At 32.8% G+C, this 15,616-nt stretch carries 15 protein-coding genes; 11 read left to right on the top strand and 4 right to left on the bottom strand.

The features are described 5' to 3' along the window. Nucleotides 1-2 precede the first annotated feature (2 nt). From ACFSRZ_RS09715 to ACFSRZ_RS09705, 3 genes are all read left to right on the top strand, one after another. Nucleotides 3-3,152, top strand: a complete 3,150-nt coding sequence (locus tag ACFSRZ_RS09715; protein WP_379666360.1) for an ABC transporter permease/M1 family aminopeptidase — start codon at nt 3-5, stop codon at nt 3,150-3,152. 258 nt (nt 3,153-3,410) lie between these two features. Then, on the top strand, nt 3,411-4,841 hold the full coding sequence (locus tag ACFSRZ_RS09710; protein ID WP_379666359.1) for a pyridoxal phosphate-dependent decarboxylase family protein: 1,431 nt from the start codon (nt 3,411-3,413) through the stop codon (nt 4,839-4,841). A gap of 15 nt (nt 4,842-4,856) precedes the next feature. After that, on the top strand, nt 4,857-5,702 hold the full coding sequence (locus tag ACFSRZ_RS09705) for a methylated-DNA--[protein]-cysteine S-methyltransferase (protein WP_379666358.1): 846 nt from the start codon (nt 4,857-4,859) through the stop codon (nt 5,700-5,702). Between the two features lie 66 nt (nt 5,703-5,768). On the opposite strand, the gene ACFSRZ_RS09700 is transcribed toward ACFSRZ_RS09705, so the two are convergent. Further along, nucleotides 5,769-5,981 carry a hypothetical protein gene (locus tag ACFSRZ_RS09700; RefSeq protein WP_379666357.1) on the bottom strand — a complete coding sequence of 71 codons (213 nt, stop codon included), beginning with the start codon at nt 5,979-5,981 and terminating at the stop codon, nt 5,769-5,771. A 194-nt stretch (nt 5,982-6,175) separates the two neighbouring features. Here ACFSRZ_RS09700 and ACFSRZ_RS09695 point away from each other — a divergent pair, with 194 nt between their 5' ends. Further along, nucleotides 6,176-6,385 (top strand): helix-turn-helix transcriptional regulator, encoded by a 210-nt coding sequence (locus ACFSRZ_RS09695; protein ID WP_379666356.1) that lies wholly within the window; start codon nt 6,176-6,178, stop codon nt 6,383-6,385. Between the two features lie 286 nt (nt 6,386-6,671). Here ACFSRZ_RS09695 and ACFSRZ_RS09690 read toward each other — a convergent pair whose 3' ends face one another. Both ACFSRZ_RS09690 and ACFSRZ_RS09685 read right to left on the bottom strand, forming a co-directional pair. Next, a complete protein-coding gene (locus ACFSRZ_RS09690) occupies nt 6,672-6,893 on the bottom strand; it encodes a hypothetical protein (RefSeq protein ID WP_379666355.1) in 222 nt (73 codons plus the stop codon). A gap of 151 nt (nt 6,894-7,044) precedes the next feature. Next, on the bottom strand, nt 7,045-7,842 hold the full coding sequence (locus ACFSRZ_RS09685) for a cation transporter (RefSeq protein WP_379666354.1): 798 nt from the start codon (nt 7,840-7,842) through the stop codon (nt 7,045-7,047). A 169-nt stretch (nt 7,843-8,011) separates the two neighbouring features. On the opposite strand from ACFSRZ_RS09685, the gene ACFSRZ_RS09680 reads away from it, so the two are divergent. Both ACFSRZ_RS09680 and ACFSRZ_RS09675 read left to right on the top strand, forming a co-directional pair. Further along, entirely contained in the window at nt 8,012-8,527 is a 516-nt protein-coding gene (locus ACFSRZ_RS09680; RefSeq protein ID WP_379666353.1) for a DUF6702 family protein, read from the top strand. 10 nt (nt 8,528-8,537) lie between these two features. Beyond that, nucleotides 8,538-9,116, top strand: coding sequence for a HupE/UreJ family protein (locus ACFSRZ_RS09675; RefSeq protein ID WP_379666352.1), 579 nt, complete (start codon nt 8,538-8,540; stop codon nt 9,114-9,116). 62 nt (nt 9,117-9,178) lie between these two features. Here ACFSRZ_RS09675 and ACFSRZ_RS09670 read toward each other — a convergent pair whose 3' ends face one another. Further along, the gene (locus ACFSRZ_RS09670) at nt 9,179-10,555 is read right to left on the bottom strand and encodes a serine hydrolase domain-containing protein (RefSeq protein ID WP_379666351.1); all 1,377 of its coding nucleotides are present in this window, start codon (nt 10,553-10,555) and stop codon (nt 9,179-9,181) included. A gap of 4 nt (nt 10,556-10,559) precedes the next feature. Here ACFSRZ_RS09670 and ACFSRZ_RS09665 point away from each other — a divergent pair, with 4 nt between their 5' ends. From ACFSRZ_RS09665 to ACFSRZ_RS09645, 5 genes are all read left to right on the top strand, one after another. After that, nucleotides 10,560-12,239, top strand: a complete 1,680-nt coding sequence (locus ACFSRZ_RS09665; protein ID WP_379666350.1) for a histidine kinase — start codon at nt 10,560-10,562, stop codon at nt 12,237-12,239. A gap of 4 nt (nt 12,240-12,243) precedes the next feature. After that, nucleotides 12,244-12,942, top strand: a complete 699-nt coding sequence (locus ACFSRZ_RS09660) for a LytR/AlgR family response regulator transcription factor (protein ID WP_379666349.1) — start codon at nt 12,244-12,246, stop codon at nt 12,940-12,942. A 336-nt stretch (nt 12,943-13,278) separates the two neighbouring features. Next, on the top strand, nt 13,279-14,370 hold the full coding sequence (locus ACFSRZ_RS09655; RefSeq protein WP_379666348.1) for a helix-turn-helix domain-containing protein: 1,092 nt from the start codon (nt 13,279-13,281) through the stop codon (nt 14,368-14,370). Nucleotides 14,371-14,556: 186 nt separating this feature from the next. Beyond that, nucleotides 14,557-15,399 carry a DUF6268 family outer membrane beta-barrel protein gene (locus ACFSRZ_RS09650; protein WP_379666347.1) on the top strand — a complete coding sequence of 281 codons (843 nt, stop codon included), beginning with the start codon at nt 14,557-14,559 and terminating at the stop codon, nt 15,397-15,399. A gap of 11 nt (nt 15,400-15,410) precedes the next feature. Beyond that, a complete protein-coding gene (locus ACFSRZ_RS09645) occupies nt 15,411-15,602 on the top strand; it encodes a hypothetical protein (RefSeq protein WP_379666346.1) in 192 nt (63 codons plus the stop codon). The last annotated feature ends 14 nt before the right edge of the window (nt 15,603-15,616 follow it).

Here is a 15,616-nt window from a genome sequence, read left to right as displayed (position 1 = left end):
TAATGAAAAAAAATGCGCCTTTAGTTATTGCAAAAACAATGGGAGCTATTACAGGTCTTTTTATGATTATGGTTTCTATGATTATGGGTGTTCCTGTTTTACGAGATTATCAATACGATACTGAAGCCTTATTGTTTATCAATCCTATTACCAAACGAGATTATTTATTAGGGAGATTCTTAGGGTCTTTTGCAATATTAATATTCATTTTCTGTGGATTATTATTAGGTATGATGATTGGCTCACAAATGCCTTGGCATAAAGCAGAAGAGATGCTTGCGTTTAATGCAACTACCTATATACAATCATTTGCAGTTATTGTATTACCAACGCTATTTTTTGGAGCTTGTACATTTTTTGTTTCAGGAATGTTAAGTAAGAAGCTATTGGTTGTTTATACACAAGGTGTGGTAATATTTGTATTATTTCTACTTACCAAAGCCATAACAAATGACTATTTACAAGGTGTTATGGATCCTTTTTCATTAACAACCTTAACGCAATTCTCAAAAGATTGGTCTCCAATAGCGTTAAATGAGTTGAGTATTACATTGAGCGGAATCATATTATCCAACAAACTTTTTTGGGTTGGTTTGGGTTGCCTTATCATGGTTTATGGCTATCGCAAATTTTCGTTTAGTACTTTGAGTAGGAAGCCTAAAAAGACTAGAAAACAATTGAGAAAGACAGTAGGCAATCAACAGATTCTGGATGTAAATATTCCCGCTGTTTCTATTTATCATAATTTTAAAGCACAATGTATTCAACTGTATGAGCTTTCAAAATTCTATACACTATCATTAGTAAAGGAAACTTCTTTTTGGGCTATTGCTATTTGCGGAATCTTAATCATCTTAATTAATTCAGTAAATCTAGGAACCGTACTTGGAGTAGATAGTTATCCAAAAACCTATTTTATTATCGCAGAATTGCAAGAAATGTCGATGTTCTTTTTCATTATTGTGTTGCTCTTCTATTCCGGAGAACTCATTTGGAAAGAGCGTAGCATAAAACAACATGTACTTAACGATGCTACTTTAATAAATAACATAACTACTTTAACTAGTAAGTTTATAGCACTTGTAGCAATTTATGTAGTGTTGATGCTTGCACTAATTATTACCGGAATAGGGTTTCAAGTTTCAAAAGGATACTATGAGTTTCAATTGGGTATGTACTTTTCTGGTTTTTTTATTGAAATTCTTCCGTTCTTAATACTGTACACAGTAGTTGCTTTTTTCTTTCAAACCCTTAGCAAGAATAAGTTCATTGGTATATTTCTAACCTTGATATTTTTTATTGTAAACATTGCTACCGAATTCTTAGGTTTTAATCACAGCCTCTATAAGTTTGGAGGAAAGACCTTAGGGGTATATTCAGAAATGAATGGTTATGGTCATTTTTTACTTCCTTACTTGTGGACTAAAGCTTATTGGTTTCTATTTGGAGCCCTTCTATTAATATTAAGTGCTTTATTAATGCATAGAGGAACAGAAAGTAAGTTATGGAAACGTATTACAACCTTAAAACATCAGATCACAAGACCTATAGCATACACAGGAGTAGTACTACTATTACTGTTCTTAATGCTAGGTAGTTATATCTTTTATAACACTAATATTCTAAATACTTATTGGACCAATTCGCAAGAGATAAGCTTTAGAGCTAATTATGAAAAGACATTAAAGCCTTTAGAGTATATACCACAGCCTAAAATAACGCATACAGATCTAAAAGTTGAATTGTATCCAAAGACAAGAAGCTATGAGATAGAAGGTGTTTATGTGCTTAAGAATAAGTCAGAGAAACCTATTGATGAAATTCATGTTCAAAAACGAATAGCGTCTCATGTTGTGCTTGAAAATGTGGTTTTTGAAGGCGGTGCAACTGCAAACACAAAATATCAAGAATTCGATTATACAATTTACAAACTATCAAAACCTTTGTTACCTGAAGCGTCTGTAAAAATGAAATTTAAGCAGACCTTTAATCCAAAAGGGTTTGAAAACGATAACAGTGGTACTGAGTTTGTTTACAATGGAACCTCTTTTAATAATTTGATCTTTCCATCTTTAGGATACAACAAAAATTACGAATTGAACGATGATGATATTCGCCAAGAAATGAACTTAAGCCTAAGACAAGACAAAGCAAACATTGATAACAAAAAAGAGTTGGTAAACGCACGCTCCGGCAGCGATTCTGATGGTACTTATTTAAACATAGTTATTGGTACAAACAATAGGCAAAAAGCAATTACTTCCGGAAAACTAATCAAAGAATGGACCTCAAATAACAGAAACTATGTTCATTATAAAACAGCGCAACCTATAATTAATCTGTACTCAATTCTTTCGGCAGAATATGAAGTAAAACGAGATCAATGGACTTCTTTAGATACAACTCAAAAACCGGTGAGTTTAGAAATTTACCATCATCCAACGCACAATTATAATTTAAACAGAATGATGGAGGGTATGAAAGCCTCTTTAAGTTATTACAGTAAGAATTTCAGTCCGTATCAATATGAGCAATTACGCATTATGGAATTTCCGCGTTATGCTGAGTACGCACAATCGCTTCCTGGCACCATTCCGTTTTCTGAAGCTCTAGGATTTGTTTTAGATATTGATGACAAAACAGATGTAGATATGGCGTTTTATGTTACTGCTCATGAAGTTGCACACCAATGGTTTGGCATGCAAATAGAAGCAGCAAACGTACAAGGAAAAAACTTAGTGTTAGAAACCTTAGCACAGTACGGAGCTATTATGGTATTAAAGCAACGATATTCTCAGGAAAAAGTAGATCAGTTTTTAGAGTTGCAACTGGAAGACTATCATACAAAACGAAAAAAGGCAAAATCGGAACCCTCATTGGCCTTGGTTGAAAATCAAGATTATATTTACTATAACAAAGGAGTTATTGCAATGTATAAACTACAGCAATTAATAGGAGAGGAGCGAGTAAATTTAGCTTTACAACGATTTATTGAAGATTGGAATACTACAAATGGTAAGCTAAAAGCAACGACTAACAGATATGCAACATCACAAGATTTAATAGGTTATTTTAGAGAGGTTACACCAGACTCACTACAGTATATTATTTCTGATCTGTTTGAAAAAGTTATGCCTATAGAACTCGAATAATACGAATTATTGCCGGGCATAATAGTATAGATAGCTACATCTGGAATCTAGACTTTCAAGCTGTAATTTATTTAATCATAATTGTAGATATAGCACCTTTAGGTCTGTATCTACAATTATCTGTGTATAGCTTGTAGAAGTGTAGGAGGGAAGTGCAATGTGTGTGGAATGATATTTAAATTACATTTTTAATAAATAGCAAGAATCGGATTTTTTGAATCAGTATATATTATCATTTTTGTCTCAAACAATTAAGAAATGATAAAGTTCGATTTAGAGAAAAATCAGAGAAAAATATTATTTGAACAAGTTATAAATAAGATTGATTCTTATTATTCAAATACAAAATCTTATCCAACAACACCAAGTTTAGAGATTAATCATATTAGAGATTATATTAACACGCAGAATTTACAGACATCCGTAAACTACAAAAACGCAATTAACCACGTCCTAAATGGATTAGAAAACTATTCTGTACACACACCACATCCAAAATATTTTGGATTATTTAATCCAAGAGCAAATTTCTCTGGAATATTGGCAGATTTAATTACTGCAACATATAATCCGCAACTTGCTGCCTGGAGCCACGCTCCTTTTGCGGTAGAAGTAGAGGCGAAGCTTATTAAAGAATTTGGAGAAAAGTTTGGTTATAAGTCAGAAACTATAGATGGTGTATTTACTACAGGTGGTGCTGAAGCAAATTTATCTGCTCTACTCTGCGCACTAAATCATTCATTTCCTGAATTTGCGAAGAATGGAGTATTTGGAATATCAAAACGTCCTATTATTTATTGTTCTGAACAGGCACATCATTCTATACATAAAGCAGCCAAAACAGTTGGTTTAGGGTATTCATCCGTGCAAAGTATTTCTAATGATGAAGGATTAAAAATCGATTTAAAAAAATTGAGAAATCAAATACAAGAAGACATCGCCTCTAACAATTTTCCGACTATGATAATTGGAACAGCTGGTACAACAGGAGCTGGAACAATTGATGATTTGGTTGCATTAAGAACTATTGCTGACGAATTCGGTCTTTGGTTTCACGTAGATGCAGCTTATGGTGGCGGTGCGGTTCTAAATAAAGAAATCAAACCAAATTTAAAAGGCATTGAAACTTCTGACTCCATTACTTTTGATGCGCATAAATGGATGTCGATTCCTATGGGAGCAAGTATATTTTTAACTTCACATAACGACATACTTTCGAAAACATTTAGGATTACCACAGACTATATGCCAAAAGAAGCTAACTCATTAAATATCATTGAGCCATTTTCTCATTCAATTCAATGGAGTAGAAGGTTTATAGGATTAAAAGTCTATTTGTCACTTTTATTTTTTGGTTGGGATGGTTACGAGCAAATTATTGGTCATCAAGCGAATATGGGAGGTTTATTCAGAAAAAAATTACTGAAAAATAATTGGAATATTAAAAACGAAACACCACTTCCAATAATTTGTTTTACTGATGATTCAATAGTGAATAATAAACAATTTTCTCAAAAACTTCTTGATGCTATTCTTAAAAAAGGAAAGTCTTGGTTATCCACGTACCCAATAGGGTCATTAAATACCTTTAGAGTTTGTATTACAAATTATAATACCTCTGAAAAGGAGTTAGATGAACTAATAGAAGAGTTAAATGAACAGCGAAAACTGTACTTAAATAATATATAGTAATTTCGTGCAAAGATGAAAATTGAAAAATCATATCACTATAATAAAATAGAAGAAGCTATAAGATTTTTAGATACAAACTTCAAAGAGCAACCCTCTTTGGATGACGTTGCTAATCACGTCCATTTAAGTCCTTTTCATTTTCAAAAATTATTTAAAGAATGGGTAGGTATTAGTCCAAAAAAATACTTACAGTACTTAAGTTCAAATTTTGCAAAAAAATTACTTTATAATAAGCAAAATACACTTTTCAATACTGCTTATAAAACTGGGCTATCTGGAACAAGTAGATTACACGATTTATTTATAAATATTGAAGGAATGACTCCAGCAGAGTATAAAAATGGAGGAAAAAAATTAATCATTAAATATAGTTTTGCAGAAAGCCCATTTGGGAATTTAATTGTGGCTTCTAGTTCAAAAGGAATATGCTATATGGCTTTTGTAGAAGATAAGGAAATTGGTTTTTTAGATTTGAAAAAGGAGTTTCCAAATGCTCAATATGAACAAGTTTTAGATAAGATTCAACAGGATGCTCTTTTTATTTTTCAAAATGATTGGAGCAAATTAAATGAGATAAAATTACATTTAAAAGGTAGTGATTTCCAATTGAAAGTATGGGAAGCTTTATTGCAAATTCCACAAGGAAATTTGAGTACATATGGAGAAATTGCAAAACAAATTAAAAAACCTAAAGCCTCAAGGGCAGTAGGAACAGCTATTGGGAAAAATCCCATTGCATTTTTAATACCTTGTCATCGCGTAATACAAACTTCTGGTCATTTTGGTGGTTACAGATGGAATCCGATTCGAAAAAAAGTTATTATTGGTTGGGAAATGGCAAAAACGACTCAATTTTAATTGGCCTCGTAAAATTTTGGTTAAAACAATAGGCGAGTGGTGTAATAAAATCAAAAGACAGGAAACCTAAGAAGATTTCCGTCTTTTGCGTGGAATCTTATATTGCACAAGATCTTTCTTAAAATCTTCAATTTCATCCTTTAATTTCTTATTGGCATTTTCAATCAATTCATTTTGGTGCTTCATAATTCTTAAAAGATCGTGCATTGCATTTAAATTCTCTAACTGAGTGTAAACAATCTGTTCTAAATCGGCTTTTGTATATCTAGGGTATGGCATAAATTATAAATTAAAGTTATTAACAATCAAAATTTAATTAAAAATTACATTTATGTAATTTAAACTTATATAAATTTAATTCAAACTTAAATTGAAAATTTTAAAAATGCAAGTTTTGATTACTGAAATTTAACTTAAACTTATGTTTTAATAAGTTTGTATTATACCTTTAAGCTGATTTACATCAATTATCTATGGCTGAAGAAAGAATAAATAGAATAAAAGAAGTATTGGTTATTCAAGGAAAATCTCAAGTATGGTTAGCTGAGCAACTTGAGAAAAGTACGACTTCTGTAACTGCATTTTGTAATAATAAATCTCAACCACATTTAAAGGATCTAAAAAAGATTGCTATAATTCTAGATGTAGATATTAGAGAGTTATTAGTTTCCACCAAAGAATAAAATTCTCAGAGCTTATTCAAACATAACCATAACAGGTAAGATCACAAATTACTTTCACATAATATTAGTATCGATATAAAACATTTACATGTTATTATATCTGATATTATGCAAAATAGCACAGCTATACGTAACTCTATATAATTGAATTATAATTTATATTATGTTAAATAGAATATTTCAACATCTCTTCTACAATCATATATATAAATAAAAAAGAAAAGCGATCCTTTACAGATCGCTTAACAAAAGACGGATTAACCATTAAATTAAAGAATACGAAAGTTTAATCAGATTCTTCTAAATGCCAGCAGTTTCCGGTTTCGCTAGCACACCATGTTTCTAATGAACTGTCTGCAGCTGCTTGACTGCTATAAGTTCCGTACCATGCACCAACACTTCCGGAACACTCACAATAATATTGATCACCAACGCCACCGTTGATTGACTTTTGTTGCATTTTATTCAACTCCTGAACACCTTCAGAGTTTAAAATAGATTTTAACATAAGTTAGATTTAAAGATTAATAAAGATGTTTAAACTTACAAAGTCATACACACCAAGAAATCTGAAAACCCGTATTTTAAATTACGGTTTTCTGTATTTAGCAAATTGATAAACAGCTTGTAGATGTTTGTGAGCCTTACCCCACCTGGTGTTATTTTGAGAGTTTTAAAATTCTAAAAGCTCCTTGAATTACTAATGCAAAAACAATCATACCAATTACCAGGTCCGGAATGTTATTATCTAGCCACAACACAAGAATTCCGGCTACAATTACTCCAAGATTAATAATTATGTCATTAGACGTAAATATCATACTTGCTTGCATGTGAGCTTCTTTACTTTTGTTTGATTGCAATAAAAACAAGCAAACACTATTTGCAAGTAATGCCAAAAAAGAAACGATTATCATGGTCTTAAAATCCGGAACTTGTTCTAGCCCAAAAAATCTTCTTATAACCTCTGTTAGCCCTATTACGGCCAGCGAAATTTGAAAATACCCGGCAAGCTTTGCAATTCTTTTCTTTTTACTTACCGTTCCGCCAATAGCTAAAAGGCTTAAGCCATACACAAAGGTATCTGCAAGCATATCTAAACTATCTGCAACAAGCCCCATAGATTTTGAAAGAATTCCTGTGGTAAGCTCAATTAGAAAGAATGCTAAATTGATAATTAAAACTGTCCAAAGAAGTTTTGATTGCTTTGCATTTTCACTTTCAAACCCGGTATCTAAATGGGCATCTTCCGTTTTTATGAACTTCTCTCCTAGCTGTAAAGAATTTAACTCTTTTGCAATTGTATCTAAATCTTGATCGTAATAGATTACTAAGTTTCTGTTTTCCAAATCAAAGTCTAAATGCTTTATATTGTTGTTTTCAGTAAGCTTTAAGCGGATAAGATTTTCCTCAGAAGGACAATCCATTTTAGATATTCTGAACAGCGTTTTTTTCATGAGAAGAGACAAAATTCAATACAATGCATAATTGCAAAACAATATACGGTTCATTTAACAATCTGCATAGTTGCACTTTATAAACATAGTAAAATTAGATCCAATTATAATTTATATATTAGCAACTCTGTTGCATTAAGTATTAAAACTAACTTATTATTTCTTAAGAATGAAAAAAACACATCTGGTAATTGTATTGTTTTGTACGTTATTTGTTTTCTCTTCTTTAACTAAGCATCCTGTAAAGCTTACGTCATCAGAATTAAAATACGACCCTAAAGCTGCTAGTTTACAAATTGAATGCAAGGTATTTATAGATGATTTTGCAATAGCGTTCTTAAGTCCAACCATAGAAGCAAGAATGAATCTTTCTACGCTAACAGAAGAAGATAAAAAGTTAATTGAAGACTATTTTGGAAAGAAATTCAAGGTTTTTGTGAACGGAATTCAGTTGCCTATAAAGTTTAATACATACAAGTCTAAGGATAATGTAATGACTTTGCAATTCTCCAAAATAGACATAGCTCTTAACAAAGGAGACAGAATTCTCATAGAAAACGAACTACTTTTTGATGAGTTCGAGTTTCTACAATCTAACTGGATGACACTGCGCTTCCCTCCTTTTATATCAAACTACAATTTTGCTTCTAAGCTAGATAAATCACCCTACTCACGTACTTTATAACACTTTTTAAATGAACAACTTTAGCTCTTTTTTTGTTAATGGATGGGAACATATAGTAGACATTAATGCCTACGACCATCTTTTATTTGTAATGACCTTATGTGCCGCTTTTCAATTAAAACAATGGAAACAAATTTTAGTAATTATTACAGCCTTTACTATTGGACATAGTGGTACTCTTATCTTAAGTGCCTTGGATATGATTCCTACCAATCCAAAGCTAATAGATACGCTAATTCCGTTAACAATTATGATAACGGCAATTTCTAATGTAACTAGTTATGGTAAAGAAGGAAGATTTTCCGACACAAAAATAAAATATACAATTGCCCTAGTTTTTGGGCTTATTCATGGTTTAGCCTTTGCCAGCAATTTTAAATTTATGTTGTTTGGAGACAGCATTCTTATGCCTTTATTCTCATTTAATTTGGGTATTGAAGTAGGACAATTGTTTATTGTACTTCTTTTTATGATTGCTTTGTGGCTCTATACAAAGGTGCTGAAAGGAGAGCATTCTAAATGGAATTTATTTGTTTCCGGAGCCGGTTTTGGTATTGCCGCTACTATTTTCTTAAACGCACTACAGTAATAAAGACTTAGAGGTGGTTCATAATAGAACCACCTCTAAGCTTAAATAATATCTTGTAATAATTAGTTAACTACAAACCCTGGCAGCACTCTCTCTGCTACCAACTGCAACACGCTTATTTTTAATCTATGAACAGTAGTTACTACAATAAGATCCAACTCTTCAATTAAAACAATGGTCTGGCCACTACCTCCTTGAGCTGATGTACTAAAATAGTTTCTATTGCCAACTTTCATATCTGCCTGCCACCAGAAATAACCATAACCTACGTTAGAAATATCTCCACTATCATCAAAATTTTCATCATCACTCTCACGCACAATTCTATGAATAGCTTTGTTTATAAAAGCTTCAGGAATCAATTGCTCTCCATTCCATTTTCCTTTATTCATAGCCAGTGTCCCCCACTTCACCATATCACGTGAAGTCATACTAGAACGACTTCCGGCTCGAGGTAAACCACTAGGATCCGTTACCCAACGATAATTGGTAATGCCTAGTTTGTTTAAAACTTCTTTTTTGATAAAATCTTTCGCCGATCCCGGTACCACAGCTTCAATAACCTGCATAACCAACATAGGATCGTTTTGGTATAAGAAATCAGGAGTTCCGGAAGCAATCGGTGCTGTATGCTCAAAGTAGGCCTGAACTTCTTTCTGTCCTTTTATCTGGCTAGGATCTTTCTCAAACTTCTCTCTGTCTTCTTTTTTGATGCGAATACCAGAACGCATGGTCAAAGCCTGATTTAATGTTATCTTCTCTGCTCCTTTGGCGAACTTTGCCGGATTCAGATCTTTTAGAAAACTGGCAATAGGTTTGTCTAGATCATCCATAGTCAGGTAGCCCAACTGAATAGCGCGACCCAATGCCATACTGGTATATACTTTTGTAGCTGAGGCTTGCGGATGCGGTAAATTGATACGACCTTTTAAATAATAGGATTCAAAAATGAGTTTTCCTTTGTGAGCAATTAAAAAACTATCAAAATTACCGTGTTTGCCATTGGCCATTTCTTTCGCCAATTTCAAAATCATCTCTTTATTACCTCCATCAATTCCTAATTTACCTACAGGTACACCATCTCTCCTATTACTTGGGCTACTATTAATAAACCCTTTTTTGAGTTTTGGAATTTCTCTAAATGAGAGTTGAGCTTCGGCAGCTGTGGCCTTGGGTGCTTTTTTCTTTTTTTGTTGCGCAAAGTTGTTATTTACGAGTGTTAGAAATAAGAATACTAATAATGCTGTTTTATTTTTCATGATATCTGTTTTGTCATCAGTTTTGAATGCTGCATATCTTTTGCAGCAAACGTTTTCTCTTACAAAGGAGGCTTTTTTATCGTATTTAGTTACACTAAATTGTGCCAACTGCTCTATAGCTTTATGAACTGCTCTAAGAGGATGATTATAATGACTATCTTGCATGAATAACCCTCTCATAAAAATGAACTTGAGATCTGCATTCTATTTTCTCTTAGCATCTATTCTACTGCTTGTAACTTCTTGTTCAGAAAACCCTGTTTTTCAACAGCATGAAACAGTATTTCAGATAGGAGATCAGCAAGAATGGGCTGCCAAAGATCTGAATGATCGATCTTGGAGAAAACGTATATCATTAGTGCCTGATGGACAGATTTATTGGCACAGAACTAAAATTGATATTCTAAAAACTTCAGAATCGTTACAACCTTACGGACTTATGCTTCAAGCTTATGGAGAATATGAAGTTTTTTGGGATGGCGTTTTGATTGGAAAAAATGGTAATCCCGGACAAGAAGCCTTACTTGGACCTGAAGGTAAAATGTGGGCTACCTTTAGTATCCCTTCACACTTAACAGAAGCCGGAGAACATGTGTTGGCTGTACGATCTAGCTTGTATTATTTTCCGGGTCATACAGCAATAGAAGACCTGAAGATTGAGGAATATGACAAACTGCTAACAGATAGACTATTTGAATCTTCTTATATGCATCTCTTTGCAGGAGCCTTTTTGATTGCCTCTTTTTATTTCCTATTTCTCTTTCTAAGCAATAGAAAAGAATATGCCACATTGGTTTTTAGTATTAGCTGCTTTCTCTTTTTTGCGTTGATATTGGTGGAGTTTATGAAAGCCTATGTTTCTATTCATTATAGCTTGCATGTGATACGGTTAAAGACCATAGGCTTTCTGATGTTGGGAATCTCTTTTTTAATTCCTTTCTATTTTTCCATGCAATTTCCTTTTCCAAAGAGAAAACTGTTATTGGCCATTCATGCCGGTATTTTATTATATATTTTCTTTTCTAGACATGTTTTCGAGTTAACGCCTAACAATATGTCTTTAGGCATGTGGCTATTCTCATTTGGAATTGTGGCATACGGAGTTTATAAAAAGATCAACGGAGCTCGCGTTGTATTGTTAACCCTCCTACTCTCTGTGCCAATAGTTCTTGCCACTCCCTTTAACAAAAGCCTATTTGCAGGTTTTAGCCTTATTCTTTTAGGGATGTTTTATTTGCTTTCTCTTAGAATTAAGGAACAACGTTTGGCATATGAAAACTCTTTGGTACAATCTACACGTTTGCGTTTAGAGCTACTAAAAAAGAATATTCAGCCACATTTTTTAATGAACACTCTAACCTCATTAATCGATTGGATAGAAGAATCGCCTAAAAAGGGCGTTTTGTTTATAGAAGCTTTGGCTAAAGAATTTGATCTTTTAAACCAGATTGAAAACAAAACATTGATTGCTATTGATCAAGAAATAGCGCTTTGTCATACACATCTTGAGATTATGGAATATCGAAAAGAAATTAGCTATTCTTTAGAAGAAGAAAGCATAGATTTTGAGCAAACAATACCACCGGGAATCTTTCATACGTTACTCGAAAACGGAATTACGCATAGCTTGCCACTGGAAGATAACAGTATCCGATTTAAACTGATCTTTGAATCGAATAGCGATCATATATGTTATACATTTCTAACATTTGCTACTTCTGTAAAACAAGAAGAAAACACAAAGGAAGGAACAGGACTGAAGTATATAAAAGCACGACTTACTGAAAGCTACCATGAGCAATGGGAACTTACCTCAGAATCGGCACATCATGGTTGGAAGAACACTATAAAAATTTATTCTTAAGCAGATGAATATTTTAATTGTAGAAGACGAATCAAGAATCGCTAAAAGAATCGAGCGAATGACTCGCGCTATTCTAGGAGATACCTTGCAATCGATACGGCATATCAATACGCTTGAAGAAGCTGTGAAGTTTATAGAAACTCACGAATTAGACCTTGTTCTCTTAGATCTAAACCTTAATGGTAATAGTGGTTTTGACTTGTTGACGACTGCAGTTTCTAAATCGTTTCATACCATTATTATTTCTGCATATAAAGACCAGGCAATTACTGCTTTTGAATATGGAGTGTTGGATTTTGTACCCAAACCGTTCAATAGTGATCGATTGGAACAAGCTTTGGAGAGAGTCCACACCAAAGAGCAGACAACAGCAAATACGGTTAAATTTCTAGCAGTAAAAAAGCGACACAAAGTACAACTCATTCCTGTTGAAGATGTCTTGTATATAAAAGGTGCCGGAACTTATACAGAGCTTTTTTTAGCAACCGGAAAAAAGGAACTGCATGATAAATCTCTTGAAAAATTAGAACAACTGTTATCGCCTTCTTTTGAGCGTATTCATAAATCATATTTGGTAAAAATATCTGAAATAGCACAGATCACAGTTGCATCCGGAAGTAAGTACGTAGCAGAACTCAAAAATGGAGAACGTATTCCCATAGGAAGAACCAAGTATAAAGATTTAAAGGCAAAGTGGTTATAACCCCCTTATACATTGAGAAAATTGTAATTCGTGACAAAATCATAGCAGTTCACGACATTAATAGCTGATAAGCAAAAGCTTACTTGTATATTTCTGTACATGAAACCTTTGTTAGGTTTCAAAAGCATCACAGCTTTTTTGTTATTCTCCTTAAAGACAACTAGCTGTTATGCTTGTGTTAGAAACATTCATTGTAAAAGCAACATCAAAAGGTGTTGCTTTTTTTATGTCTATGTTTTTCTTTATGCCTATATAAATCCAGTACCTTTGTAGGACAATAACTGGTTTGAATTGCAGTTTAAGCATATAGTTTTTCAGTATTCATAAACATCCTACATGCTCATTCACCTAATTGAAATACTCATTTTTTCATCATTATTGATGCTTTCTTTTATTCTGTTTTCCAATCCTTTGAATGTAAACAGAAAGGCAAATCGCTGGTTTGGTGCTACCCTACTCCTATGGTCTACATTTTGGCTAGATGAAATTTTGATTCTGATAAAAGCCAAGCCTTTTGGTGAATTAACCTTACTCATCCTAACATTTATACAATTTTTCACACCCATATTGTTATACATAAGTATTCTATTCTTTACAAACCCCACACATAAGTTTAAAAACAAGGATGGGCTTTTTCTTATTCTGCCTTTTGTGTATTTAGGTATATTGATAATAAATAGAACATCTAAAGATTATCAGATCTTGGTATTGATACTCACCTTACTTCATGCCATTTTATATATCACGAAATCCTATATAAAGCTCCGAAGGCACCGTCGAAAGATTGCCTTATTTTCTTCCAATACAAATGATATTAATTTAAAATGGTTAGAAAACATCATTTCTGTTCTTGTATTATTAATAGCTATTGTCACTGTCTTTAACCTTGTATATATGGGAACTCCTTTAAAACCATATTTAAAACTAATCATGTTGGGAACAATCTTGTTTGTGGCTTACAATGCCTTAAAGCAAAAAGAGATTTTTCCTAAAAACAAGAAACATAGAAAGGAAGTTATAGCGATTAAGGTAGACCAGGAAGCTCCCAGTACTGTGAAACGTAAAGTTGTAAATGATAATGAGCTTGATGTACAAAAATCTAGATTAAATGTACTTATGAAAGAGAAAGAATTGTATTTAGATCATGATATCAATCTAGCTTCTTTATCCGAAGAAATGGACATTACTCCGCATCAACTTTCTTATATCATCAATAACGGATTTAATCAAAACTTCTTTCAGTTTGTAAATACCTATCGCATTGATAAAGCCAAAACATTGTTGCTGGATAAGTCTTCTGATAAGTTAACAATTTTAGGTATTGCCTACGAATCTGGCTTCAGTTCAAAAACAGCATTCAACACCACCTTTAAGAAATTTACGGATCAAACTCCTTCAGAATTTAAAAAACAGAGTTCTAAGTTATAAGTTAGAACTTGTTCGTGGTTCAACTTCTTAATAATCAGTGGTCTACTTTTTTGTTCGCATTTATAAGCATGGGCATTTAAAACGGTATTAGCAGCTAGTTTTGCCTCATACTTTTAAATGAAATAGAAATAAATCGTACAAATGAAAATCCAACAAAGAACAAAAATCGCCTTTTTTTTAGCAGTCATGAATAGTTGTCTACTATTGGCACAACAACAAGATGATATTACAACCGAAGCTTCTTACACCTTAGAAGGTGATAGTGATGTAGACCAGATCAATTACAAAATTCACGCGAAACTGTTTAGCAAAATGCGAAAGAATTACAAAGCGATCTTTTCTACAAAACTGATTGCAGAACGTAGTGATGTTAGTTATAATGTGCCCATTCTTCAGGAAAATGAATTAGATCAGTTTTATAATTTAGGAATTGAACTAACCTATGTAAGAATTATTAATCAAAAATGGAATGCTGTTGGAGTTTTTAGGCCTCAATTGAGCTCAAATTTTGCATCAGGAATAACTTCAGATGATTTCAATCCAAACCTTGTTGTGATCTTTAATTACAGTAGTAAGCCCGATCGTAGATTGAGTTTTGGAACAACGTACTTATCTAACTCCCCTATCGGAATTCCTATTTTACCGTATATAAATTACTGGCAGAAGCTTAGTGATAAAGCTGAAATGAACTTGGGGCTCTATGAAAGCTCGTACAGTTATAAGGTTTTTAAGGAAACAACACTAACAGCTTTTTTTGGATTTGAAGGCTTCAATTACAACATAAGTAACAACTTGAACGTTGGAAATAGGGTTGCAGAAAGTGTAAACTATGTTGAAGTTAGGTCTGGGATAAGAGTAAAGCAAAAACTATCAGAAGGCATTCATTTCAATGTGCATACAGGCTATACACTTAGTAGAAATTTTGATTTTGTAGATGACTCACAAGACGAAGTGATTGGTTTTGATATGAAAAACAACCTATCAATAGCCGCGGGATTAATTATAAACTTTGGAACTAAAAAGCAATAGTATAAGAGCCTATGGATATATCTAAATTTATTAAAACCTATAAAGAAGAATCCTTAATAGAACAACTCAAGCATTTAAAGTTTGATAAAAAGGAAGATGAATGTGTAGTAACTCTTATTGATTCTAGTGGGCATGAGATTGTAAAAGGTTATGGAAAAATTGCCATTGAAGCCTTGAACGATTTGCACAGTGCTTTGTTATAGTTATAATAATGGTG

The organism is Pseudotenacibaculum haliotis, assembly GCF_042684245.1.
Classification (GTDB): domain Bacteria; phylum Bacteroidota; class Bacteroidia; order Flavobacteriales; family Flavobacteriaceae; genus Polaribacter; species Polaribacter haliotis_A.
This window is presented reverse-complemented; position numbering and strand designations above follow the sequence as displayed.